Origin of the sequence: Bacteroides sedimenti (genome assembly GCF_040365225.1) — a bacterium.
GTDB classification, from domain to species: Bacteria; Bacteroidota; Bacteroidia; order Bacteroidales; family Bacteroidaceae; genus Bacteroides; species Bacteroides sedimenti.
Genome location: NZ_AP028055.1, coordinates 1,907,568 through 1,932,712, shown reverse-complemented (window position 1 = coordinate 1,932,712; position 25,145 = coordinate 1,907,568). Strand labels below are relative to the sequence as shown.

The 25,145-nt window shown below is 39.7% G+C and carries 16 protein-coding genes and 1 pseudogene; 4 read left to right on the top strand and 13 right to left on the bottom strand.

Translation table 11 applies throughout. The annotated features are described in order from the left end of the window. Positions 1–95: 95 nt before the first annotated feature. The gene (locus ABWU87_RS07825; RefSeq protein WP_353329626.1) at positions 96–923 is read left to right on the top strand and encodes an ROK family protein; all 828 of its coding nucleotides are present in this window, start codon (positions 96–98) and stop codon (positions 921–923) included. 64 nt (positions 924–987) lie between these two features. Continuing rightward, positions 988–2,607 (top strand): MGH1-like glycoside hydrolase domain-containing protein, encoded by a 1,620-nt coding sequence (locus ABWU87_RS07820; protein ID WP_353329624.1) that lies wholly within the window; start codon positions 988–990, stop codon positions 2,605–2,607. A gap of 7 nt (positions 2,608–2,614) precedes the next feature. On the opposite strand, the gene ABWU87_RS07815 is transcribed toward ABWU87_RS07820, so the two are convergent. The 9 genes from ABWU87_RS07815 to ABWU87_RS07775 all read right to left on the bottom strand — a co-directional run bounded on the left by ABWU87_RS07815 (position 2,615) and on the right by ABWU87_RS07775 (position 18,278). Next, on the bottom strand, positions 2,615–3,784 hold the full coding sequence (locus ABWU87_RS07815) for an AraC family transcriptional regulator (RefSeq protein ID WP_353329622.1): 1,170 nt from the start codon (positions 3,782–3,784) through the stop codon (positions 2,615–2,617). Between the two features lie 55 nt (positions 3,785–3,839). Then, on the bottom strand, positions 3,840–4,865 hold the full coding sequence (locus ABWU87_RS07810; RefSeq protein ID WP_353329620.1) for a glycoside hydrolase family 53 protein: 1,026 nt from the start codon (positions 4,863–4,865) through the stop codon (positions 3,840–3,842). Positions 4,866–5,232: 367 nt separating this feature from the next. Continuing rightward, a complete protein-coding gene (locus tag ABWU87_RS07805) occupies positions 5,233–5,970 on the bottom strand; it encodes a lipase (protein WP_353329618.1) in 738 nt (245 codons plus the stop codon). Between the two features lie 13 nt (positions 5,971–5,983). Continuing rightward, positions 5,984–7,309, bottom strand: coding sequence for a glucoamylase family protein (locus ABWU87_RS07800; protein WP_353329616.1), 1,326 nt, complete (start codon positions 7,307–7,309; stop codon positions 5,984–5,986). A gap of 8 nt (positions 7,310–7,317) precedes the next feature. Then, entirely contained in the window at positions 7,318–8,175 is an 858-nt protein-coding gene (locus ABWU87_RS07795) for an endonuclease/exonuclease/phosphatase family protein (RefSeq protein WP_353329614.1), read from the bottom strand. A 4-nt stretch (positions 8,176–8,179) separates the two neighbouring features. After that, the gene (bglX, locus tag ABWU87_RS07790) at positions 8,180–10,471 is read right to left on the bottom strand and encodes a beta-glucosidase BglX (protein ID WP_353329612.1); all 2,292 of its coding nucleotides are present in this window, start codon (positions 10,469–10,471) and stop codon (positions 8,180–8,182) included. Between the two features lie 90 nt (positions 10,472–10,561). After that, positions 10,562–12,091, bottom strand: coding sequence for a RagB/SusD family nutrient uptake outer membrane protein (locus tag ABWU87_RS07785; RefSeq protein WP_353329610.1), 1,530 nt, complete (start codon positions 12,089–12,091; stop codon positions 10,562–10,564). 22 nt (positions 12,092–12,113) lie between these two features. Next, positions 12,114–15,155, bottom strand: a complete 3,042-nt coding sequence (locus ABWU87_RS07780; protein WP_353329608.1) for a SusC/RagA family TonB-linked outer membrane protein — start codon at positions 15,153–15,155, stop codon at positions 12,114–12,116. Positions 15,156–15,449: 294 nt separating this feature from the next. After that, on the bottom strand, positions 15,450–18,278 hold the full coding sequence (locus ABWU87_RS07775) for a helix-turn-helix and ligand-binding sensor domain-containing protein (protein WP_353329607.1): 2,829 nt from the start codon (positions 18,276–18,278) through the stop codon (positions 15,450–15,452). Between the two features lie 454 nt (positions 18,279–18,732). Here ABWU87_RS07775 and ABWU87_RS07770 point away from each other — a divergent pair, with 454 nt between their 5' ends. Together ABWU87_RS07770 and ABWU87_RS07765 are read left to right on the top strand one after the other, a co-directional pair. Then, positions 18,733–20,190: an MFS transporter gene (locus tag ABWU87_RS07770; protein ID WP_353329605.1), complete on the top strand. Its 1,458-nt coding sequence runs from the start codon at positions 18,733–18,735 to the stop codon at positions 20,188–20,190. Positions 20,191–20,240: 50 nt separating this feature from the next. Then, a complete protein-coding gene (locus ABWU87_RS07765; RefSeq protein WP_353329603.1) occupies positions 20,241–21,401 on the top strand; it encodes a M20 aminoacylase family protein in 1,161 nt (386 codons plus the stop codon). A 105-nt stretch (positions 21,402–21,506) separates the two neighbouring features. Here the strand turns inward: ABWU87_RS07765 and ABWU87_RS07760 are convergent, their stop codons facing one another. From ABWU87_RS07760 to ABWU87_RS07745, 4 genes and pseudogenes are all read right to left on the bottom strand, one after another. Further along, positions 21,507–21,968: a DoxX family protein gene (locus tag ABWU87_RS07760; protein ID WP_353329601.1), complete on the bottom strand. Its 462-nt coding sequence runs from the start codon at positions 21,966–21,968 to the stop codon at positions 21,507–21,509. Between the two features lie 37 nt (positions 21,969–22,005). After that, a complete protein-coding gene (locus tag ABWU87_RS07755) occupies positions 22,006–22,716 on the bottom strand; it encodes a pirin family protein (protein WP_353329599.1) in 711 nt (236 codons plus the stop codon). 107 nt (positions 22,717–22,823) lie between these two features. Continuing rightward, positions 22,824–23,738 (bottom strand): helix-turn-helix transcriptional regulator, encoded by a 915-nt coding sequence (locus tag ABWU87_RS07750; protein WP_353329597.1) that lies wholly within the window; start codon positions 23,736–23,738, stop codon positions 22,824–22,826. 99 nt (positions 23,739–23,837) lie between these two features. Next, positions 23,838–25,145: pseudogene (locus ABWU87_RS07745) on the bottom strand (efflux RND transporter periplasmic adaptor subunit); the annotation flags it as partial.

Here is a 25,145-nt window from a genome sequence, read left to right as displayed (position 1 = left end):
TGGAATGGAATCCTTTTATGTATACTCAAACTGAGAGGAATGGATTTGTTTCCGATTCTTCTTTGATAAAAATATTAACGAAATAATCTAGTAGGATGAAAATAGCAATTGATTTAGGAGGAACAAATATCAGGGTTGGTCAGGTTGAAAACGGAGAGGTGATCCATACCACCATAAAGCCTTGTCCTTCTAAGAAAAGTTGTTCTGAAGTTCTCTCTTTTCTAATTGAGATGATTGATTCGGAGATGATACCACAAACCGAAGGAATCGGAATAGGAGTACCTTCAGTGGTTGATGCCTCCAAGGGGATAGTCTACAATGTGGCCAATATCCCTTCATGGAAGGAGGTGCACCTGAAAGAGATTCTGGAGGAACGTTTTAATGTGCCGGTTTTTGTAAACAACGATGCTAATTGTTTTGCATTGGGCGAAAAGCTTTTTGGAAAGGGAGTTCCCTATTCCAATTTAATAGGAATAACGTTGGGTACCGGAGTAGGAGCAGGTGTTGTGCTTGATGGAAAACTATACAACGGATCGCATACCGGTGCTGGAGAGATTGGTTCTTTGCCATATCTCAATAAGGATTTTGAGTACTATTGCAGTAGTGGCATTTTTGCTGACTTTTATAAGATGTCAGGGAAAGATGTTTTCGACAGAGCAAGAGAAGGTGATAAGGAGGCTTTGGCTATCTGGTCCGAAATAGGTACTCATATTGGTAATCTGCTTAAGGCTGTACTATATACTTATGATCCCGATGCTATTGTATTGGGAGGAGGAATCTCGGCAGCATATCCCTTTTTCTCAGAAAGCATGAAACAAACCATCTCATGTTTCCCATATCAAAACATTGTTGATGATGTGGAAATATTCGTCTCGGAGGAAAAAAATATTAGTCTTTTAGGGGCTTCGGCACTGGTTGTTTGATAATAATTATCCATTTTTGTAAATCAGTAGATATTCAATTAATCATGAATCTAAATATTACAGTATGATAAGAACAATTTCTAAAGCAGCATTCGGGTTGTTTCTTTTCTCCTTGCCACTGGGTGTGTCTGCTCAGACAGAGACAGATTCGATTGCCAATAAATATCGGCTTCCATACAAAGATACTTATATAAAGGATGCCTTGGTGGCGGAAAACGTTTTTCGTTCAGCCAAACCGGAGGTCACCCGGCATGGCTCCTTTGAAGAAGCCCGGAAAATATTGCCCGAACCCATTTGGGAGGGGCATCCTAAAGAGGTTGAGATGTACTGGCGTGCCTGGCAAATAGCAATTGGCAACATTAAGGATCCCATTCCGGGTTCCGGTTTTGTATCAAGCTACCTTGATACAGCCTACAACGGTAATATTTTTATGTGGGACTCTTCGTTTATGATGCTGTTTGCCCGTTATGGCTCTCGTTTCTTTCCGTTTCAGCATACGCTTGATAACTTTTATGCCAAACAACATCCCGATGGATTTATCTGTCGTGAAATCAAGGCCGATGGAGCAGACTGTTTCGAACGTTACGATCCTACCAGCACAGGTCCTAATCTGATACCCTGGGTTGAGCTTGCCTACTTTAAAGAATATGGTGACACGGAACGCCTGAACAAGATTTTTCCGGTATTGTGCGCTTATTATAAATGGTGGAGGCTGAACCGTACCTGGCAAAATGGAACCTATTGGTCAAGCGGGTGGGGGACAGGTATGGATAACATGCCACGTGTTCAGTCTAAATACAATCAGATATGGAGTAATGGCCATATGGTATGGCTTGATACAAACCTGCAGCAACTGATGACAGCCAATATTCTCCTTGAGATGGGATTTTACCTGGAACGCTGGCAGGAGATTGAGGATTTTGAAGATGAGGCAAAGATGCTTAAAAAATATATCCGTGAAAATCTGTGGGATGAGAAGAGTGGCTTCCTTTACGACCAGTACAGCGACGGAACGCTTGGAACCACTAAAAGCATAGGCGCTTACTGGGCACTTTATACCGATGTATTGGAGAAGGAACAGATGGATCGTCTTGTTGGCGAACTCGAAAATCCCAAGACTTTTAACCGCAAATATCGTGTTCCATCCATATCGGCGGATAATCCGAAGTACAAGGATAACGGACGTTACTGGCAGGGAGGAATATGGCCCGGTACAAATTATATGGTCATGAACGGGCTTATAGGCAAAGGATACCGTAAGCTGGCGCGCGAAATTGCCGTTAATCACTACAGTCAGGTTTTTGAGGTATATAAAAAGACAGGGACCTTTTTCGAGTATTATGCCCCTGAGGCTTGCGAGCCCGGATTCATGGCCCGCAAAGATTTTGTAGGATGGACCGGTCTGCCGCCAATTGCTGAGTTTATTGAATTCATCATTGGAATCCGGTCAGACTATTCCCGTAAAGCAGTTACATGGGATTTGAACCTGATTGAGAAAAATGGGATTGAGCGATATCCATTCGGACCTAAGGGAATAATCTCTTTCAGCGCCGCTTCACGTAAGTCTGTCAACGAGGTACCTCGTGTTACCATCGAAACCAATGAGCCTTTCGACTTAACTTTGGTTTATGGTGACAACAAGGAAAAGCACATATCAGTAGTTGTAGGCAAACACACATATTAGCCTCAGGTTATTTGTTCTTAAGGGTATGCTCTTTGCGGTATTCGTGCGGAGGGCAACCCTTTATTGTTTTAAACTGGCGCGACAGGTTTTTAAAGTCCGAAAAGCCCATTTCAATGGCAAGCTCACATATTGGGGCTGTGCTTGTAAGCAATGAGCGGGCAAATCTGTTTATCCGTTGAAGCATCACATACTGATAAACAGACATTTTTGTGAAATGTTTGAAACGTATTTCCAATAACCTCCTTGATAGCGGCACAACTTTCACAATATCATCCACATTGATTTTGGAATTGATATTATCATCAATGTACTTCAGTGCCATGGCAATCTCCTTGTCATTGATAGGATACATATTGGTCGATTGCCTTTGAACGATATGTGAATGATGGATGACAACATCTTCAAAGTCTTCATAGTTCTGTGAAGTAACCATTTTGTCGATGAGTTTGGCGGTTTCGTATCCTCCCTTTTCAACATCCAGAGCCACACTCGATAATGTTGGGTCTGAAAGATTACAGGTCATTTCATCGTTATCTACTCCTATTAGGGAAATGTCTTCGGGGATTCTTAGGTTGCATATCCGGCAAATTTCAGTTATCTTATTTCCCTGAGTATCATCACACGTCATTAATGCGATGGGTTTTGGTAACGATTTCAGCCATTCAATCAGTGGGTTCTGTTCATAGAACCATAATTCTTCAATTATTTTGTTTTGGAAGACATGGAAGTTCTTTTCAAAGCCAAATTCAGAGATACGATCATAAAAGCCCTGGCACCTTTTCTCAGACCATATAGCATTCTTATAGCCAACAAAAGCAAAGTTCTGATATCCCTTTTGCAGGAAGAAGTCGGCAGCCATTTTTCCTCCCAGCTCATAGTCTCCGGTAATGTTCGGAATCGACTTAAATTGGGTCTTGAAATCTTGTGCCACAGCTACAATCCCATTTTGGCGAAACAGCCCCACATTATCATCCTCATCAAACTGTGCAACAATAGCATCTGCTTCCCATTTTTTTGCCCAGTCTATTACCCCTTCAATGCCGTAGCGAAGTTTAAAGGCAGGCGGCATGCGGCAAACAACCCACGGATCGTGTTCCTTGGAATAAGTGATTATGCCTTTTTGCAGATATTGAGCGTATGCTTCCGTAAAATCGGTAAGTTGGATCAGGCGAATCATATAGTTAAGCTGTTTTTATTCGCAATATCGCTATAATTTTCTAAATAGACAAGTCTTATCTGAAAGCGTTCAAAGCTGCTGTTGGCCTTCCGTTGTTATCAAAGGCGCCCAAGGAATATCCATTCCAGTCCGAACTGCATTCCGGTTCCCAGTAAAATACACCAATTCCTTTACCGTTACTTACCGATTTTGTTTTTGCGATGATATCTTTCAGAAAAGCATAGCAGGTATCAGGAATGTCCCAACTCATGCCTACTTCGCACATCATTACTTCCGAACCGAACCTTTTTACCATATCATTCATATTATCCAGACATTCTGAGTTCTTTATCCGCCAGTCGGTGGCCGAAGGATAAAGAGACATCCCGATAACATCCCATTTTCCTCCGTTGCTTCTCAGTCCGTCGAACAACCAGCGAAACAAAACATTGTCGTACCCGTTTTGCAGGTGAATGATAACCTTTGTGTCTGGAAAAACAGATTTTACGGCATTATATCCTGTATTCGACAGTTCGGCATATTTTTTCATATTCACAGAAGCCTTGCCATCCTCCCACAACATGCCATTACCCGTTTCATTGCCCACCTGTACCCATTCCGGAGTAATTCCATTTAATTTTAGCTCATTCAGCACATCCGTTGTATGTGCGGCAACCGCCTTTTTAAGTTCATCAAAGTTGTAATTTACCCATGCTTTCGGTTTGTTCTGCTTACCTGGATCAGCCCATGAATCACTATAATGAAAGTCAATCATGATTCGCAAATTCAGATTCTTTGCCCGTTTGGCTTTTACCATTAAATCTTGCTTATTACACCATCCGTCAGAAGGATTTACCCATACCCTCAGCCTTATTGCATTCATTCCTAGATTTTTTAGCAGACTCATGGCTTCCATTTCTGTTCCGTTTTGATTATAAAACTTCCTGCCGGCAGCTTCCATCTCGGTAATCCAACTCACATCTGCTCCCTTGGCAAAACTACTACTCTGAGGAATCGGTTCATCTCCTCTTCCCCCGCATGCGGTTAAATGGAGAATTATAAAGAGTGACAACAGCAAGTAATTAATCTGCTTTTTTTTCATGAATAATTCAGTTTGCGGAGAGTTGACTTCCCTTATTAAATATCGGGTTATTATTATCTTACGAATGCAATTTTACGAAATTAAGTTGATTAAATTATCAAACTGATGCTATTCTCCATATATTTTATAAAAAATGCGTGACATATTAATTAAGTCACGCAGAGTTATTTACTCTCCATCCGGATGTACACTACTGCTACATCCGGATGGAGAGATATGGTACACCCGGATGTAGTGGGAGGGTACATCCGGGTGTAAGAAGAAAGTCTTAATGATAAAATAAAAGTCCGATGTAGATGTTTACAAGGAATTATCTGATATATCGGAATTTTTTAACATGCAACATCTATGGCACACGATAGATAGTTTATTTTTTATGTTGCATTAACAATGGCTTCAGACGAGCAGTCCAAAGGTCATATCCAACCTGATTCATATGGAGGTTATCCTTTTTGAAGATATCTTTACGAAGAATCCCTTTATCATCATACATACACGAAGCTACATCTACATAAAACACATTTTTAGTTGTACCAACGTACTCTTGGAGTAATGTATTGAGTGTTGTTTGCTTTGGTCTTAGTTTTTCGCGGGCATAAGAAGGTTTGATCGAAAGAACATAAAGTGGAATACCCGGATAATCGCGCTGAATTCTTGAGATAAAAACGCGGAAGAAATCAAATGTCTGACCTATTGTTATATCTTCAGGACTATTACACATATCGTTTTCAACATAAAGAACAATGCTTCTTGGATTATATCCACGTGCAATTACGTTATAGTTGTAAAGCATATCACGGATAGCGGCGCCTCCATAAGAACGACGTATAATCTTCATTGGAGCCATGTCGTTATAAATATTATCCCATAAATTGATGGAAGAACTTCCCAGAAACAGCACATCGCACGTTTTGTCTTTCAGTTCTCTGTTTTCATCCGTGTATTTGTCGATATCGGCCTGATAGCGCGTAATCCATTTGAATGCATCCGAGTGTTTTATCTGAAGATACTCGCACAAACGTACGGAATCTTGTTGAGACTGTGCCTTCATAATAGATGGCACAAACAGCAACATAGCTAATAAAATAAAAATGTTTTTTTTCATTGTGTTTATTACTTTATTTAAAACCTAATTTACTTAATCCCTTATTAACATCTGGATGACTCATAAAGAGTTTCCACAAAAAACCTGAACGGTAATTTTCTATCATTACTGCTATAGGTCCCTGATCGATTGCCAGATAACGTTTTGGATACCATTCGTCTGTTTCACTGAAAGCATCGTAAAATCCGTATTTGCCGAACACCTTATCCCGCATATCATACAAGTGACGCATTACATCCATTGATTCTTTTGGAGTATAAACAATAGATGAGAGAGCTGCTGTTGGGGCAATGACTCCCAGATCGTTCTTCTCATTTGGAGCATGTCCGGAATAGCCTATTGTACTGTAACTCGCAGTCAATCCCCAGCAATCTTTGCCATACCCTTTATATCTTTTCGGATTGCGGATGCAATATGCACGGTTAATTAACGAATAATTTTTCATTTCCTGATAATAATCTGCATATTTATCTTTCAAACCATGTGGATTAAGCCCGAGGAATGAGTAATGAGCCCAGAATAAGGGTCCTGCTTTTGTGCCTTGATAACGAAGGTTCAATTTGTAACCTTCCGTTGTATGTGGAGAAACAATAGCACCGTTTTCAGCCCATCCCTGGTGATACACCTCCGATGAAACCCCATGGGTTGGTGAAGCTGCCGCTAATACATACATTATAAGACATTCATTAAATCCACGAACCGGAAAGTTCATTTCCCAAGCATAATTGGGACTCCAATGCCAGTAAAGCACATTTTCTCCGTTTCGGTACCAGTCCCATTCCACTTCTTTCCAAAGCTTATCTATACGAGAAGCCAATGCTTTTTCCTTTTTACTACCTTTTACATAATACTGATGAACAGCCAAAAGTCCTTGCATAAGAAAAGATGTTTCTACCAGATCTCCTCCATTATCCTTTTTCCCGAACGGTTTTACCTTCCCAGTCTCTCCATTAAGCCAATGAGGATAAGCTCCATGAAAACGATCAGCTTTCTCAAGGAAGGATACAATTTTATCGAAGCGGTCAAAACCTTGTTTTCTTGTAATATAACCTCTTTTCACCCCCGATAATACTGCCATTATTCCAAAACCGCTTCCACCAGTAGTAACAATGTTTTTATCATTTTCCGGATAAATTCCGTCTTCATTAAAGCGTTCACGCGCCATCCCGCTTCTTGGCTCGGCTCCATCCCAGAAATAGTTGAAAGTACGATGCTGAACACTGTCCATCAACGCCTCATTTGTAAGTTTCCTTGCAGTTCGTTCCGGTCTATTAGCACAATTCCCAATAAGAAAACAGCTACAGAGTAACAAAGAATATACAATTCGTATTTGCTTCATTTTTATTCTTACTTAATTGTTGTGTTTACTAGAACAGGGTTGTGGTCTGACAGATATCCATTTTCGGGAGTATCTTTAATAACACAGTATTTGTTAACCTGAACAGGTGCGTTGACAAAAATGTAATCTATTAAATCTCTTTCATCATTTTTCAGACGTCCGAAATCATGAAAACTCCACGATGGCCCGTATACAACCGGAGATGTCGCACGAGTGTCTTTCATCCCGTTGTGAGTTATAATTTGTATTGGCTCCGAATCCTGAGTACCGTTAAAATCTCCAGTAATAACTATTGGAAGTCCTGGAGCCAGTTCCTTAGCTTTTGCAAGTAATAGTTTCGCACCTTCCCTGCGAGCAATCTCTCCCATATTGTCTAAATGTGTATTAAAGCAGGCAAATTTCTTTCCTGTTATTTTGTCTTTTAATACAGCCCAGGTAACAATGCGCTCATATGCTGCATCCCAACCTTTTACTCCAATTTTTTCGGGAGTTTCGCTCAGACCAAAGTTTCCATCTTTAATCAGTTCAAAGCGGTTGGTTTTAAAAAACAGAGAACAATATTCTCCGGCCTCTTTACCATCAGCACGGCCAACACCGATAGCTGTGTATTGAGGTAATCTTTCTTTCAGGTCATTTAGCTGATTATGTACCACTTCTTGCATCCCTAAAACGTCAGGAGCATAATAGTGTATCATATTAGCGGCATTATCTTTACGGAATTTCCAGCTGTTTAAACTGTCGGAAGCCACATCCAGACGGATATTAAACGTCATAATATCCATATTGAGAGCCCGCTGTTGCGTGCCACACGAGGTGGCAAGCATACAGCAAGCAGCCAGGAGGCTATTTAGAATATATTTTTTCATTCATTTACATTTTCAAAGTGAAACCTGCTTTTTTAACATCATGACTATTACCACCTATCATAACATCGAAATCACCCGGTTCGCACACATAATTAAGGTCGTAATCATAGAACTTCAGTAGTTCGGGAGTAATTTTAAAAGTTACTTCTTTCGATTCTCCGGCCTTAAGGAATATTTTCTGGAAACCTTTCAGCTCTTTAACCGGACGAGTTACACTTCCTACCAAATCGCGGATGTAAAGTTGAACAACTTCTGCTCCGTCTCTGTTACCTGTGTTTGTAACCAGAATCTTTGCAGTAATTTCTCCGTTTATATTTAAATCATTGCTGCTCATTTTTATATCACTGTAACCAAAAGTTGTATAGCTTAACCCATAACCAAAAGGATAAAGAGGATCATTGCTGACATCCAGATAATTACTGCGGAACTTCTCAAACCAATGTCCTTCTTGTAATGGTCGTCCTGTATTCTTATGATTATAGTATAGAGGAATCTGGCCTACATTCTGTGGGAAAGACATAGTTAATTTTCCACTTGGATTAACATCCCCGAACAATACATCTCCAATCGCATAAGCCGATTCGGTACCACCAAACCATACATTCAGAATAGCAGGAACATTCTTTTGTTCCCAAGTAAGCACAACCGGACGTCCGCTAAACAACACCAGAACTACTGGTTTTCCTGTTTTTAGCAGTTCTGTTAATAAGCTACGTTGTACATCCGGCAACTCCAGGTTTGTACGACTACTGCTTTCACCGCTCATTTCAGACGATTCACCTAAAGCCGCTACGATAACGTCTGCATTGGCTGATACTTTCAGGGCTTCATCCAGCATTTCTTTGTCCGTCCGTTTGTCTCGGTTTAAACTACGACCGAACATAGTAGCTCGTTCTTCATAAGCAGAATCACTTACGATATTACTACCTTTTGCATAAACAATCTTAGCTTTATTTCCTAATGTCTCACGAAGACCTTTTACCAGTGACGGAGTTCTATCAAGTACAGCAGCTACACTCCATGTTCCTACCATGTTCTTTCCAGCTTCAGCCAATGGACCAACTACAGCAATTGTTCCTTCTTTTTTCAGTGGGAGCAGACTGTTTTCGTTCTTCAACAATACAAAGCTTTCAGTAGCAATCTTGCGAGCTTCAGCACGATGTTCTTTTGTATAAATCTCTTTTGCCGGACGTTTCAAATCGCAGTATTTATATGGGTCATCGAATAATCCCAGCTTGTATTTTGCTTCCAGAATACGACGACATGCTTGGTCCAGGGTACTTGCAGATACTTTCCCTTCTTCAATAGATTTCTTAAGAGTTCCTGTAAAACCGTCGCTAACCATATCCATATCAACGCCTGCTTTGATAGCACGTGCAGTTACCGTTTTCAAATCACCAATGCCATGTTGCACCATTTCTGCTATTCCGGTAAAATCTGTTACCACAAACCCATTGAATCCCCACTGATTACGCAGTAAATCGGTCAATAACCATTTGTTGGCAGTAGCAGGTACCCCGTCTATTTCATTAAAAGAAGCCATGATACTTGCTGCTCCGGCATCTACTGCTGCTTTATAAGGAGGCATATATTCATTCATCATGCGGATGCGGCTCATGTCAACAGTGTTATAATCACGTCCTGCTTCGCTTGCTCCGTAAAGAGCAAAATGTTTTATGCAAGCCATGATTTCATTGTTTGCTTTCATTTCTTTGCCCTGATATCCACGAACCATAGCTTTTGCTATCTCTGAACCTATAAACGGATCTTCTCCGCAACCCTCTGATGCACGTCCCCAACGGGCATCTCTGCAAATATCCAGCATTGGTCCGAACGTCCAACAAATTCCGTCAGCACTGGCCTCAATAGCTGCAATGCGTGCTGACTTTTCAATTGCGTCCATATTCCATGTACACGATAAGCCTAAAGGTATAGGAAATACAGTTTCGTATCCGTGAATAACATCCATACCAAATATTAAAGGGATCTTTAATCTGCTTTCTTCTACAGCCAATTTCTGAACTTCCTTGATTTTATTAACCCCTTTCAGGTTAAATAATCCTCCAACTTCTCCCCGGCGGATTCTTTCCGCCACATTGCTGCTTTTTGCCTGTCCGGTGGTTATATCTCCGGATACCGGCAAGTTAAGTTGGCCTATTTTTTCTTCGATGCTCATTTTCTTCATCAAAGCATCTATAAAACGGTCCATATCTTTAGGAGTCTGTTGAGCAAATATGTTTGTAGAAACCAATACAATAAGAGAAAAGATATATTTTCTATAATACCTAATATTCATACATTACTTTTTTACCGATTGAAATGAGAAATCTAAGAAGGTTATGTCTAAACATCCCCTTCTTAGAAATCTGTTTATATATAACACCTATTATCTATAGTCAGGATTCTGAATTAACACTCCGTTGGATTTGTCTATCTCATCCTGTGGAAGCGGTAAATAACGATTTTTATCCTGATATTTCACTTTACCTGCTGCATGAAGAACTTCCTTGTCAATGCCCCAACGTACTAAATCATAGAAACGGTCGAATTCAAGAGCCAGTTCAATACGACGTTCGTGACGAATAGCTTCTCTTAAGGCAGCTTGGTCAGTTGTCGTCACTTTAGGCAGGATTGTATTGTCATTGCCACGAGCACGAGCTCTAATCATTTCCAAATCATCCGATGCTTCTTTCGTGTTGCCTAGTTCGTTTGCAGCTTCAGCAGCCATTAAAACAACATCGGCATATCTGATTAAGCGAATATTAACCCAGAAACCACTATTGGTAAATTCTTTGCGTTTAGCTGGATTTGTATAGGCTTTTTTGTTGTAGTATGCTCCCATTCCAGATGAAACCGGAGACTCACCATAAGGTTTATTTGTATTTTCCGGAGTAATCGGCTCGTCGGCACTTTTTCTGAAATAGAGTAATGTTGCGTCTTTACGAGGGTCTCCCGGTTCGTAAGCCTGCCCTAGTTCTTTAGTTGCCATGTGCCATCCCCAGCCTAAATTCCATTGACCGGAACCACGTACACCCTGTACCTGACAAAATTGACTTCCGATAGCAGTGCTGGCAGGCAATGCTGCTGTTGAAGCACATTGCAATTCAAAAACAGATTCGCTGCAGTTTTCACCTTCATCTGTAAAGATCTTATCGTACGGAGTGTTCAAGTTATATAGTCCTGAATTCATAACATCTTTAGCTGCGGCGTACATGTTGTTCCAATTATTTCTCATCATGTAAGTACGTGCATGCAATGAGCGGGCAGCTCCCCAAGTCAGACGACCGATGTATTCTGCACCCCACTGTTTAGGTAGCAATTTCTCAGCCTCTTCCAGGTCTTTATCAATCTGCTCATAAATCTTTTCAGCAGTTGTTTTGGGAACGTTAGCTTCAGCTGCATCCCGGATTTTAGCCGTAACTAAAGGTACTTCCCCAAAAGCCCTAACCAGATTGAAGTAGCAATAAGCACGGAAGAAAAGAGCTTCTCCTTTGTTTCTTTGAGTCGCATCATCCTTTGAAAGTAGCTTATCTACAGTATCGATTACAGAATTAGCCTGATATATAATCGTGTAATTCTGTGACCAATATGCTTTTACAGTTCCATTATTGGTTGTATATTCAAAATCATCCCAGAAAGCAGCCTGATCTGCACCATCACCTACCGAACTACCCTTTTCTGAATCTTCTGAACGAACATAATGTATCATAAATGCAGGGATCCCTGCAGTAATATTGTAACTGCGCATTAATGTGTAAATACTAAATACTTGTCCATCAATTGAAGAACCGCCTTCGGGGGTATCATCCTCAGTGAACTGACCAAGAGGGCTACGATCAAGAAAGTCGCTACAACCAGTAAAACTAAAAGCCGAAGTAGTCAACATCAATGATAATATATATTTATTGAATTTCATGATTGTTATTTTTAAGTAGTGATTAGAAAGTTAAGTTAAGACCGAATGTATAAACGGCAGGCATAGGATATGAACCATCGTCAACACCGAAAGCGGTTGCAGAACCACCAAGTTCGGGTGTATATCCGGTATTATGCTTCCATGTTTTCAGGTTCTGAAGATTTACATAAACCTTTAATGCCTTCATGTTTAGCTTATTCAGTAGACTCTTTTCAAAGTTATATGCTAACTGAATGTTACGAATACGGAAGAAACTACCATCTTCAATATAATATTCTGAGTTTTGGTTATTGATTGTATGTTTAATGTTCAACAGAGGTTGTGTGTTTGAAGTACCCTCACCATGCCAGCGGTTTACACGTTGTGACATGAAATTAAACTGCGACCAGTTATAATTATCCCAAGTACGGAAAATTTCGTTACCCTGTTGTCCCATCATGTCAATACCCAAATCAAAGTTCTTGTAAGAAACTCCTAAATTAATTCCGTAAGTAAAGTCTGGAGTGGGGTTACCAATAATGGTACGGTCTGCTGGAGTTATAAAATTATCACCGTTTATGTCGACGAATTTAAGGTCACCCGGAGTAACAGTTGCAAGCTTATTAACAGGAGAAGCCGCAATATCGTTAGCTGACTGATAAACACCTTCTACTTTATAACCATAAAAATATCCGATTGGATAACCGGCCTGGGTATAACTCATGCTTTTCGCGCCGTCAATAATTGAATATCCGTTTTGAACCAGACTCAGAACCTTATTTTTGATAGTGGTTAAGTTAGCACCAATGTTATATTTCCAATCTCCTTTACGGTCATTCCATGAAGTAGCCAGCTCAAATCCTTTATTCTCAATTTCGCCTAAGTTTCCCATTCCTGGTACAGTACCTGATAATCCCGGAACTGTTGCAAGTAAGTCTTTCGTATTCTTCTTGTAATACACTCCTTCAAAATGAAGACGATTTTTCAACATGTTTGCTTCAAAGCCCGCTTCCCATGCCTGTACTTTTTCCCAACGAAGACTAGCATTGGGGAGATATTCAAGCTGATAGCCAGGAATAATGTTGTTTCCGAATACTGCAGAAGACGAATTTATCAATAATGGTTCTGCCGGATAAGCCGATTTCATTGCCTGATTTCCAAGTGTTCCCCAGGAACCTTTTAACTTCAGCATGTCGAAAAAGCTTTGATTAGCCATGAATTTTTCTTCAGACATCAACCAACCTCCACCAATAGAGTAGAAGTTCTGCCACTGATTACCTGTGTAAGAGAAAGCCGAAGAACCGTCACGACGGAAGGATGCATTCACCAGATATTTTCCGCTATAATTATAAAGTACGCGTGCCAATGCAGAAACGGTAGTCCGTTCCCATTGTGAACTTCCATTTGTTGAAGCTCCGGCATCGCCGATGCTTACATACCATTTATCAGGATTGTTTGCAATCACCAACCCGACACCCTGGTCACGTCCGGCAGTCAGCTGACTGTAAGAGTTATAATAAGTTGTAAAACCGGCTGTTGCGGTAATGTTATGGTTATTGAATGAATTTACATAAGTCAACAAATAATCACTCTGAACTTTTGTTTCATCGCTCTTGTTTTGCTCAATAGCAGTTTTTTTTGTTCCTAATATATTTATCTTACCTTCAGCATCAGGATCATAAACCTTCACGATAGGTGTGTATTTACGATAGTTGTTCGAAGCATAATCCATAGAAAAAGTTGTGCGGAAAGTGAAATTATTCAAGAACTTCCACTCACCATAAATATTACCGGCCGCACGGTTGTTGATTGCCCGTGCAGTATTAGCCCGTTCTTCAACATCTACCATAGGATTTGATATCTGTGCTTTCTGGAAATCGGGAAGAGCAGCGAACAAATTGTATTCTTCATTGTAAACCGGAGCTACCGGAGTAGCGCGGATTGCACTCAATACTTCTTTTGCATCAGTAGGTAATATGCGCGCACCATTAAGTTGAAAACCAAACTTCAGGTTTTTGTTTACGAAATATTCATTGCTTGCATTTAAAGTAATCTTACTGAATTTTTCATGTTTAATATTTCCTTGTTCACCAGAATATCCAACGCCTAAATAGAATCGGTTTTTTTCTGATGCACCAGTAATACTAATATTATTGTTTGTAACAAAGCCAGTTTGGAATATCTCATCTTGCCAGTCAGTATCTCCATTCCAATTGGTGAAATCAAATGTTTTTGCTCCCTGATTAGTTAGTTGCTCGTTATAAAGCTCTTTGAACTCAGCAGCATTTGCCATATCGATTTTGTCTACGACTTTTTTCCAGCCGAAAGATGTATTGATATTTACCAATGTTTGTCCTTCTTTTGCCTTCTTAGTAGTAACGATGATTACACCATTGGCACCGCGAACACCGAAAATAGCCAGAGAAGAAGGATCTTTCAGAATCTCCATAGATTCAATATCCGCTGGATTCAGAAAGTTGATATTGTCATTAAACAGCCCATCCACGATATATAATGGAGTGTAACCATTAATAGAGTTAGTTCCACGAACACGGATTTCGGGATCAGAACCAGCTCTACCGGTATTAACGACTTGCACTCCAGCAATTTTTCCTTGCAATGAAGCTAGTGGGTTTGTAGCTGGTTTATTCGCTATTTCATCACCTTTGATATTGGTAATTGAACCGGTCAAATCTCGTTTTTTTGCCGATCCATAACCGATAACTACGGTTTCTGACAGCATTGTTGCATCATCATTCATTACAACATTGATCTGAGTACGTCCATCAACCTTGATTGTCTGAGTTTTCATTCCAATGTAAGAAAACTGTAATGAAGTGTTTGGCGCAACTGAAATTGAAAAATTCCCCTCTATATCTGTTGTCGATCCTCCTGTAGCACCCACAACCCGGACTGCAACCCCAATTAAAGGCTCATTTTGTCCGTCTGTTACTTTACCCTTCACAGTTTTATTCTGTGCATATGCCGAAGAAAAAGATATTCCTATCATGCATATCAGAACTGATAAGGTTCTTAACCATGACATATTTTTTGCAGAGAAATGTTTTTGAAATTGTTTTTCCATTGCATTAAATTTTAACTAATGTTTTTCACTAAATCTGCCGATCGTCAGTCATGCCCTGTTTTCCCATCACAAATTAAACGGGCCCTGTTATAATCAAGTTCTGGGATCACAAAGACTTAACTTTGAGTGTCCGGCAATCAAATTTTTGACAAACTTATAGCCAGAAGGTCTCTGAAACAAAAAAACTCCCTCACGATAGATACATGAGGGAGTTTTTTAACAAATAAAGAACCTCACATTTACCTCTCAAAAATTTATAAATAATTGATATATAGGTTTATGAGGTTTGTGTTTTTAATCAATCTCAATAAAGCAATCGTTCAGATTCTGAGTAGGTTTGAGATCTAATTTTTTTCTTAATCTGTAGCGATTGTTTTCTACAGCACGAACCGAGATGTTCATTAAAGAAGCAATATCCTTAGATTCAAGACCAAGTTTTAAACAGGCACACAGTCTCAAATCGTTGTTGGTAAGTTGCGGATACATCGTTTTTAGTTTTTTGAAAAAGTTCTTATGTTTTTCTTCAAATCGTATAAGGAACATATTCCAGTCATCTTCCGTATCCATGTTGTTGGCCAAAAGTATATTCATTTTCTGAATAAATGGTAATAACGACTTTTGAGCGTTTTTGGCATAGAAGTCATCAACAATTCCTTTTAGATTAAGGATCAATTCATTCTTTTTGATAATAAATGAGGTCTGGGTAAATAGCTCAGCATCTTTCTCCTCAATTTTAGTCAACAACTTCTCATTCATCTTCTTTAGATACTGAGCTTCAAGCAAACGAACCTTTTGTAAGTGCTGATTCCGGTATCTGCGCAATATAAGCATCCATACCAAATAAAGTACCAAACCTATAGATATTATATAGAGCAAATACGCCCAGACTGTCCGATACCACGGAGGTAAAATTTCAAATTTATAGATTGTTACCTCCGACTGATTTCCCAGACCGTCAACTGTTCTTAATTTAAATGAATATGACCCTTTCGGTAAACGAGCATAAAAAACTTTCCCAGGTGTTATAGGTACACTCCACTCATTGTTAATACCTTCAAGAACGTATTCAACAGAGAGATTGGAGGTAAATGAATGACTTTCTGTGAAAGTGAAGGTTACGTTGTTGTATTTATAAGGAATTTCAAAATCCTTTTCAAAATCCAGAAATCGCTCTTTCCCTTCCGATGTACTGATGTGCACAGACTCAATTAAAGGAGCACTAAGATGCGTCGGTTTAAAGCTTTTTTCATGTGAGTTATGAAGAATGAATCCTGCATCCAGACATACGAGTGAAATTGAATCATTCAATACCGAAATATTCTCATCTGCGTTAACTAACGATAGATTATCATTATCAACGTTATAAGCCTCTAGAATTCGTGCAACATACCCGTCGTAAATGAACCTGTAGATAGAGGACCCTGTAATAGCCCAACTTTGATCGTTATTGATATGAACAACTTTCTTCAAATCGCTTACGGAAGAAAAACATTTGTTTAGCCTTTTATCTAGCACAATTTTGTCTAAATTCTCATCATAAGTCCAGAATTTGTTATTGCCCAGAAACACTATCCGTCCTCCTATCTTAAAGAGTGATAGTTTTTCGGGTAAAGCTTTATTGTCCTCCATTCCATAATAGAAGTGATAACGAAATGATTTGTAATCATCAGAAAGCCGGCATTTATATACACCATGTCCTACGGTTTCCAACCAAATATTATTCAGATGGTCTACTTCAGCATTGATAATGGATTTAGGTATATCTCTAAGTTTCCAAACCTGACGAGTATTCATATCGACTATTTCCGGCTTGTTATAAGTAACCACAAGTAAGAGGTTCCTCTCTTTTGAAGGAAGTTTTATTATACGGAACACACCAGTTTTTAATTGATAAGGAGAAGAGACCTTTAAGTCTTTTCCTATTTCTTTTATATCCATGTTATGTCCGCAATACAAATGCCCGTCTATTTCGGAGAATGACCAGACTTGTCCCTGAGTTCCATTCATATATTTCAATGAAGAGAAGCACCTAGGGCTGTTCAAATCATTTTTCGGAATATAATATACTCCCTGGTTAGTACCTAGAAGCAGGTAATTATTCCAGTAAGTGGCACAATATACAGCTCCAATGTCCTGGGCAAAAGAGTTATAATAGCTCAGTCTATTGTTATAACGTATATAGGCTAATCCTCTGTCCATGCCAACCCATACATTGCTCAGGTTATCTTTATATAGAGCTAAAACCGTATTGTTCTGCAAAGAATTCTGTGAGGAGTAATGAGCAATCATATTTCCTTTTTCATCGGTTTCGTATACCCCATCAAGTAATGTTCCCCAGTAATAGGTTTTTCTTTTGGGTACATAAATACCACAATTCAATTCTTTACCCCGGAGTAATTCACAAAAAGACTTATTCAATATGGTGAAATCCTTTCCGTTATAGATATATATTTCTCCGGAAGAGGTTCCAATCAAACATTGATTCTTTTGATAAGGTAAGATAACTCTCGCTAATTTTCCGTTAAAGATATTACTACCTTTCACTTTGTGTAAACGATCATTTTTCAATAGATAAAGTGGACCATTTATTTCCTGTATCCAAAATTCATTCCTTACTTTATGAAGGAAAAGCAATCCGTTTTCAATACCTATTCTTTTGACAGATCTCCCATTATAGATATAAATATGCCCGAAAGATTGATAATAGACTTTTTTATTTTTATTATCAATGCATACTTTCCATATCGTTTCATTATGCAAAGTTCCTTTTGGGAGTAAATTCTTGAACGAAGTATATCTCAAACTTCCGGAAATATCCCTGTCCCAACGCCCAATGTCTTCAAAGCTTCCTGTAAATATGGTTTTATGTGAGGCCACATCAATCCCTTTGATGTAGGAACCATTAGTGGTCCGGTTTAATTTCCAGACCATCCCGTCAAATTCCAGCAGACCTTTGTCGTTACCAAAATACATTATTCCTTTTTCGTCCTGACAAACAGACCAGTTCTTATTTGCAGCCTTGTATTTATTCCGATAAATATTTGTAATGTATGGTTTTTCGTAGGCTTGTATTTCAGAAATAAAGAGAAGAAAAAGAAAATAAAAGAATATTTTTTTGCTCATATCTTAATGTTTAAGGTTTCGCAAAGATATAATATAAACGCTTTTGATCTATGTATTGAAACTCTATTTTTTGATCAAGGTTGAGCTTTAAATATTCTATTCTCCCGATTCCTGATGTTAGGCAAATGCTATTTTCTTGACAGAGAAACACAAGTACTTGCTAATAGTATAAAGTTTAGCTGGCGCTCATGAATGTTCGTTCCAAATGTTATTTGGATGTGTTTCTACTTCAACACTCTGCTCATTCTGAATTAAACAAAAGGAATTGTTATTTGTTAATTGCATAGAAAAGTTGTGTTACTTTGCACTAGTTGATTAAGCAAAATCTTTTAAGAGTATTGTTTAATTGATTTAAATAATCGACAAATTTCTTAAGTTCAAAAACATAAACTCGCTACAATTTCTATATTTGAAAGTGAATTAGTAAGTTATTAATCTTCAAAAATAGTACCTTATGACTCAAACAATTCAGTATAAAGGGAATGATAAACTGCTTTTTGGAATCATCCTTGGTGTGTTAGCCTTTTGGTTTTTTGCCCAAACCACTTTGAATATTAACGTAGTGATGTCGAAAGATCTTCAGATGAATGCTTCGATGATGAATATAGCGGTATCCATTACTGCTTTGTTTTCGGGTATTTTCATCGTCGTAATGGGTGGACTTGCCGACCGTGTGGGACGTGTGAAGATTATCAAAATAGGATTTATTTTCAGTATAGTTGGATCCTTGCTTGTAGGCTTAACACCTGTTGGGTCATTGGCTACACCGGTACTTATATTGGGGCGTACTTTCCAAGGTTTATCGGGTGCATGTATTATGCCTGCAAGTTTAGCATTGGTAAAAACCTATTGGGATGGAGCCGGTCGTCAGCGTGCTGTTAGTTTGTGGTCTATGGGCTCGTGGGGTGGATCAGGATTTTGTGCCCTTTTTGGTGGACTGATGGCCCAAAATGTAGGCTGGCGCTATATCTTTTTTCTTTCGGCACTGATATCTTTTATCGGCTTGCTAATGATACAGGGAACGCCCGAAAGCAAAGCTGCTCAAAATAATTTGAGCAAAAAGCTCGACTTTGCAGGGATTTTTACGTTTATGATCGCAATGATTGCCTTACAAGTGTTTGTGAGCCAAGGAAGCGATCTAGGTTGGACAAGCCCGGTTATACTGATTTTAATGGTTGTAGCTCTTGTTTTTGCTGGAGCATTTTTCTTTATAGAAAAAGGGAAATTCGGAGCATTTATTGACTTCAAACTATTTAAAAATTCCATTTATACCGGGGCAGCCCTTTCCAACTTTCTTCTTAATGGTGTAGCTGGAATGTTAATAGTTTCGTTGATGTTGTTGCAAATGGGCGGAAGCTTATCGGCACAAGAAGCAGGAGTACTTACATTAGGATATGCTATTGCTATTATGGCATTTATACGGGTTGGTGAGAAACTCTTGCAACGATTCGGCTCCAGAAAACCAATGATTTGGGGAAGTATTATCGTGGGAATTGCAATTTTATTATTGATGCCTACCAATGTAATGTTAGGTACTTATAAAATTTTTGCTATTGTGTCTTACACGTTGTTTGGGTTGGGATTGGCTTTTTACGCAACCCCTTCTACCGATGCAGCCCTTTCTAATCTGCCCGATTCACAAGCCGGGTCGGGTTCTGGAATTTACAAAATGGCATCATCGCTCGGAACAGCCTTTGGAGTAGCTATTTCAGCTGGGATTTTTACCGGATTAAGTGGTAGTAATATAGATTGGTTGAATCATGCGATTGTATTCGTAGGCAGACAAGACAACATTGCGATACGTGAAGCAGCTCTAATTTCACTGGCATTCAATCTGTTGATGGTTATTCTTGCCATCGTTACCATTATGCTTACCATACCAAAAAATAAGAAAAAGGAAGAGGATAAATGATCCGTTTATAAAATTATAGTAAGAAAATGATGAATATAAAACATAATGATATGAACAAAAGAATTATTGAAGGAGTGAATGCACTTCATTCTCAAATGAAAGAGTGGATGAGTCATCTCCACCAACACCCCGAATTGGCCCTTCAGGAAAATGAATCGGCTAAGTATCTTGCCGAAAAACTAAGATTGTGGGGATACGATGTGGCCGAAGGCATTGGTAAAACCGGAATCGTGGCATCGATGACTGTTGGCACAGGCAAAAATGTTATTGGTCTGCGTGCCGACTTCGACGCACTGCCCATCCAGGAAATAAACGATTTGCCTTATAAGAGCAAAATAGAAGGAAAATCACACCTTTGCGGACACGATGGGCATAGCACAATGCTACTAGGGGCAGCTAAATATTTATCGGAAACCAGGAATTTTAACGGAACGGTACGTCTTATCTTTCAGCCAGCCGAAGAAACGATGGAAGGAGGGCCTGCAATGATTGCCGACGGATTGTTTGAACGGTTTCCGGTAGATGCAGTTTATGCAATCCACAATATGCCTGGGCTGGCATTCGGAAAATTACACTTCCGTGAAAACGAAATGATGGCAGCTGTAGACAACTGGGAGATTGAACTCACAGGTAAAGGCAGCCACGGTTCCATGCCCGAACTAAGCATTGATCCGGTAGTATGCGGTTCATCTTTAGTGATGGCGTTGCAGACTATTGTATCGCGTAATGTGTCGCCCTGGCAAAATTCGGTGATTACGGTCGGAGCCTTCCTTGCCGGAAATGCCGGGAATGTAGTGCCGCAAACAGCAGTTCTGAGATTGAGCATCCGCAATATGGAACCGGAGTTGCGCAAAATGGTGCTGAATAAAATCCGTTCTATCACTAAAGCGCAGGCTGAGGCCTTTAACTGTCAGTACGAAATCCGTGAAGGAATTCCCGGAGCCGTACTAGTAAACACCCCCGAAAACACCCGATGGGCTGCTGATGTAGCTCGTAAAACATTGGGTGACGACCAAGTGGTGTACCCTGTTCATCCATATATGGGCAGCGAAGATTTCTCCTTCATGCTTCAGAAAAAGCCCGGCACTTACTGTATGCTGGGTAGTGGCGAGGGTTTCATGGTACATCATCCGCAGTATGTATTCAATCAGGATATCCTGCCTATAGGTGCTGCCTATTGGGTTGCGCTTACGGAAGAATATCTGAAGTAAAACGACAAGTTGATATCAACAATAAAACCCCTCGTTAACAGCGAGGGGTTTTTAATTCGCTTTATCCCAAAAGAGATAGAAGCAATTTTTTTATATAGTAGATTCCTATTTCAGCTTTTTTGAAATAAGGTTGTCAATAGCCCAACGTCCGCTTCCGCCAATCAGGATAACAATCGCCAGCCCCACGGCAAGAATAAAGTACTCAATTCCTTCACCTTTTTGCATGCCAAACCAATTCATGAAGAATCCATTGTTGATACTTCCACCTAATATTGCAGCGCCAGCCATTGTCAAGCCAACAGAAAATGCCATGAAGCGGGTTGCCACTCCAAAAAGAAGTCCAATGCTACCAACAAACTCAGCAAGAATCACCAAAAGAGCAATAATAATGGGCATTCCCATAGATGTGTGAAAGAATTCAAGTGTCCCTGCAAATCCATATCCTCCGAAAAGTCCGAGGGTTTTTTGCATACCATGAGGTAATATAACTATGGCCAATGCCAAACGTGCTACCAATAAAGACCATGATTGCTGGTCTGTTGCTAAGAATTTTTTTATTGCATTCATATTATTTATTTGTTTAAATTATTAATTTGTTTGTAGTTTATCGCATGGGAACTTCCATTACCAGCAATTTAGTTTTTGCAGAAGTTGCAATCTCAACCGACTCAGTTTCATAAACGCCTAACCCGTCTCTTCTGCCCAGCTCTTTTCCTGCAATTGTCACTTTTCCTTCGATTACAAAGAAGTAAACACCGTTACTCTTGTCTTTCAGTTTGTAGTCTCCATGCCACCCTTCAGATAAATCGCCCAGGTGAAACCAGGCATTCTGATAAATCCACACTCCCTGATCTTCCGGATTGGGTGATAGGATCTGATATAATTCATCTTGCTTTTCAATATCTGCCAGAGAAATCTGATCGTAACGTGGTGTTACATTCTTCTTATTCGGGAAAACCCAGATTTGAAGGAGTGCAACCTCCTTGTTCTTGTTTTTATTGAACTCACTGTGGAAAATGCCTGTTCCGGCACTCATCACCTGAATTTCACCGGTAGTGATAACACCATGATTGCCCATGCTATCCTTATGTTCCAGATCACCGTAAAGGGGGATGGAGATTATTTCCATGTTATCATGAGGGTGTCTGCCAAAACCTTCACCCGGTGCAATTTGATCGTCGTTCAGTACTCTCAGCATTCCAAAATGTATGCGTTCGGGATCGTAATAATTGGCAAAGCTAAATGTGTGGTGTGTGTCCAACCAACCGTGATTGGCATGCCCTCTTGTTTCTGATTTATGCAATATTGTTTTCATATTCGTCCTCTCTTTTTGTATATAATTCCATTTGAATTTTGATACTACAAAGATAGAGTGACAATGGGTCAAACAAATTAATAAAATTAGGTGAATGATTGCAAAAATCAGGACTGGCGTGCTGAAATGCGAAATTCGGAAGGAGTGAGGCCTGTCATTTTCTTAAAGAAGTTGTTGAAATGTGCCGATTCTTCGTAACCAAGTTCGTATGCCAGCTCTTTACTGCTGATATCACTGAATAGTAATATACGCTTTGCTTCGATAATTATTTTACCTTGAATATGTTCTTTGGCCGATTTTCCGGTAATACTTTTCACTGTTTTGTTCAGGTAATCAGCTGTGACGGCCAGCTTATCGGCATAATCCGAGACCATATGCATGGCTGCATAGTGCTTATTTAATAATTGCTTAAACGAATACAGCAACTGATTGGTTGTTTCCTGCAACTGCGGATTATTGCTTTTGTGTAACGAACAGTGATTATTGCTCTGTATCAGGAAAAGTTTCAGAAGTGCACCAATGGCCTCTTGGGTATAGTTTTCCAAAACGTTTGAAAAATAATCTATCTGAGAGATAATGTTGAGATAGACTGGCAACTGTGCTTCACTAATCGTTAATGGAGGCGACTGACCGAAATCATTAAACAGATAAATATTATCTATCAGTTTATCAGAAATAGCATTGGCAATTAAAAACTCATCGGTAAATTTCATGGTCCACCCTTTGGGTTCCGAGGCAGGTATTACCTGATGCATTTGTCCGGGAACGATAAAATAGATGGTGCTATCTTCAATTTTATATTCCGTAAAGTCTATAATATGTGTACCGTTTCCCTTTTCAAAAAAAATAATCGTGTAATAATCATGCCGATGTGGAATATCCGATTCCCCATGATTGCTACGATACAAATCTTCGAGCCGTTTCATCGAAAAGGAGGGATTGTTACCTTCAAATTCGGAAAAAGTATATGTTCTTATGTCTTTTGGAAGCCGAGTCATATGCAAATATAATAAAATCTTCATTAATCTGGCATTTCTTATCAGATGTTGTGCATCAAAACAACCCTCCTTGAACTGTTTTAGCAACTGCCAGCATCAATGCATATCCATCCCCGGCATACTGCCAGTCATTTTATGTTCGGGTTTAGTCTGATTCATCATGCTCTGTTTTCCCTCCAATTGTGCACTGGCATCAATGGCAAAGGCTCCGTTGGTTACTATCTCTTCGCCTGATTCAAGTCCGTTAAGAACAACATAAGCACCCGAGAGTGAAGGCCCCAGTTCTATTTCCCTCATCGTAAAGGTTGGAACAGAGGTTCCCGGCGTCTTAACATAAACAATTGAACGTTGTCCGGTCCATAGCACAGCCGATTGTGGAATAACCAGCTGTTTTTTGTTTTTCGTTAAAGTCGCTTTGACATTCCCGGTAACAAACATTTCCGGTTTAAGCTTTCCGTCACTGTTATTTAGCTCCACCCTTATTCCGGCTGTGCGGGTTGTAGGATTGATAACCGGATCAATAAAAGAAATTTTCCCGGAAAAGAGTTTGCCCGGAACTGCCTGAAGAGCGAAATTAATCACACTCCCGGTTTTTAAAAATGGGAGGTCTTCTTCATAGGCTTGAAATACGGCCCACACTCGAGATAAGTCGGTTATCTGGAACAGAACTCCTCCTTGATTTATATAATCACCCTTACTAACCTGTTTCGCTACAACTCTGCCGCTGGCCGTAGCTTTTATCTCTACAATAGGAGAGGCTTTCCCCGATTTTTCCACTGCGGCAATCTGTTGTTCCGTAAGATTCCATAGACGTAATTTTTCTCTCGCTGCATTCAACAGATAAGTCTTTTGCTGAGAGTCGCCCATTCGTGCCGTTTCCAGCAACTCTTGTTGTGCGGTATAAACCTCTGGCGAGTAAACGGAAGCAAGTGTTTGTCCCTTTTTTACCGATTCTCCCGTAAAGTTTACCCAAAGACGCTCCACACGCCCGTTTACAGTAGCTGTTTGTGATTGCATCAATTGTTCATCCGGTTGAATTTTCCCATAAAGACGTATCACCTTCACGGGATTTTCACTGCTTACAACCGAAGTCTGTACATTGGCCAATGCCATAGCTTCTTCTGATAATTGGATGGAATTAGGGTCGATAATAGTATCCTTCCCCGAAGAGCCACTTTCCTCTAAAGGAATTAAATCCATACCACAAATAGGGCATTTCCCGGGTTTGTCCATCTTTATCTGCGGATGCATCGAGCAGGTCCAGATGGTACGTTTATGAACCTCTTTTTTTACACCTGTTTCTGTCTTTTCTTTTTGACTGGAAGAATGGAAGAATAGCCATCCTAGAGCCAGTCCTGCCAGTAAGATCAGCAGATATTTCAATGAACTCTTTTTCATAGTTTCATTGATCCATTCCTTATATTGCTTCAT

Excerpts from the sequence above, each read along its gene's own strand:
- ABWU87_RS07820 (WP_353329624.1), top strand. The coding sequence starts at position 988 with ATGATAAGAACAATTTCTAAAGCAGCATTCGGGTTGTTTCTTTTCTCC.
- ABWU87_RS07815 (WP_353329622.1), bottom strand. The coding sequence starts at position 3,784 with ATGATTCGCCTGATCCAACTTACCGATTTTACGGAAGCATACGCTCAA.
- ABWU87_RS07825 (WP_353329626.1), top strand. The coding sequence starts at position 96 with ATGAAAATAGCAATTGATTTAGGAGGAACAAATATCAGGGTTGGTCAG.
- ABWU87_RS07795 (WP_353329614.1), bottom strand. The coding sequence starts at position 8,175 with ATGAAAAAATATATTCTAAATAGCCTCCTGGCTGCTTGCTGTATGCTT.
- ABWU87_RS07800 (WP_353329616.1), bottom strand. The coding sequence starts at position 7,309 with ATGAAGCAAATACGAATTGTATATTCTTTGTTACTCTGTAGCTGTTTT.
- ABWU87_RS07805 (WP_353329618.1), bottom strand. The coding sequence starts at position 5,970 with ATGAAAAAAAACATTTTTATTTTATTAGCTATGTTGCTGTTTGTGCCA.
- ABWU87_RS07755 (WP_353329599.1), bottom strand. The coding sequence starts at position 22,716 with ATGAAAACAATATTGCATAAATCAGAAACAAGAGGGCATGCCAATCAC.
- bglX (WP_353329612.1), bottom strand. The coding sequence starts at position 10,471 with ATGAATATTAGGTATTATAGAAAATATATCTTTTCTCTTATTGTATTG.
- ABWU87_RS07760 (WP_353329601.1), bottom strand. The coding sequence starts at position 21,968 with ATGAATGCAATAAAAAAATTCTTAGCAACAGACCAGCAATCATGGTCT.
- ABWU87_RS07770 (WP_353329605.1), top strand. The coding sequence starts at position 18,733 with ATGACTCAAACAATTCAGTATAAAGGGAATGATAAACTGCTTTTTGGA.
- ABWU87_RS07810 (WP_353329620.1), bottom strand. The coding sequence starts at position 4,865 with ATGAAAAAAAAGCAGATTAATTACTTGCTGTTGTCACTCTTTATAATT.
- ABWU87_RS07750 (WP_353329597.1), bottom strand. The coding sequence starts at position 23,738 with ATGAAGATTTTATTATATTTGCATATGACTCGGCTTCCAAAAGACATA.
- ABWU87_RS07765 (WP_353329603.1), top strand. The coding sequence starts at position 20,241 with ATGAACAAAAGAATTATTGAAGGAGTGAATGCACTTCATTCTCAAATG.
- ABWU87_RS07785 (WP_353329610.1), bottom strand. The coding sequence starts at position 12,091 with ATGAAATTCAATAAATATATATTATCATTGATGTTGACTACTTCGGCT.
- ABWU87_RS07780 (WP_353329608.1), bottom strand. The coding sequence starts at position 15,155 with ATGGAAAAACAATTTCAAAAACATTTCTCTGCAAAAAATATGTCATGG.
- ABWU87_RS07775 (WP_353329607.1), bottom strand. The coding sequence starts at position 18,278 with ATGAGCAAAAAAATATTCTTTTATTTTCTTTTTCTTCTCTTTATTTCT.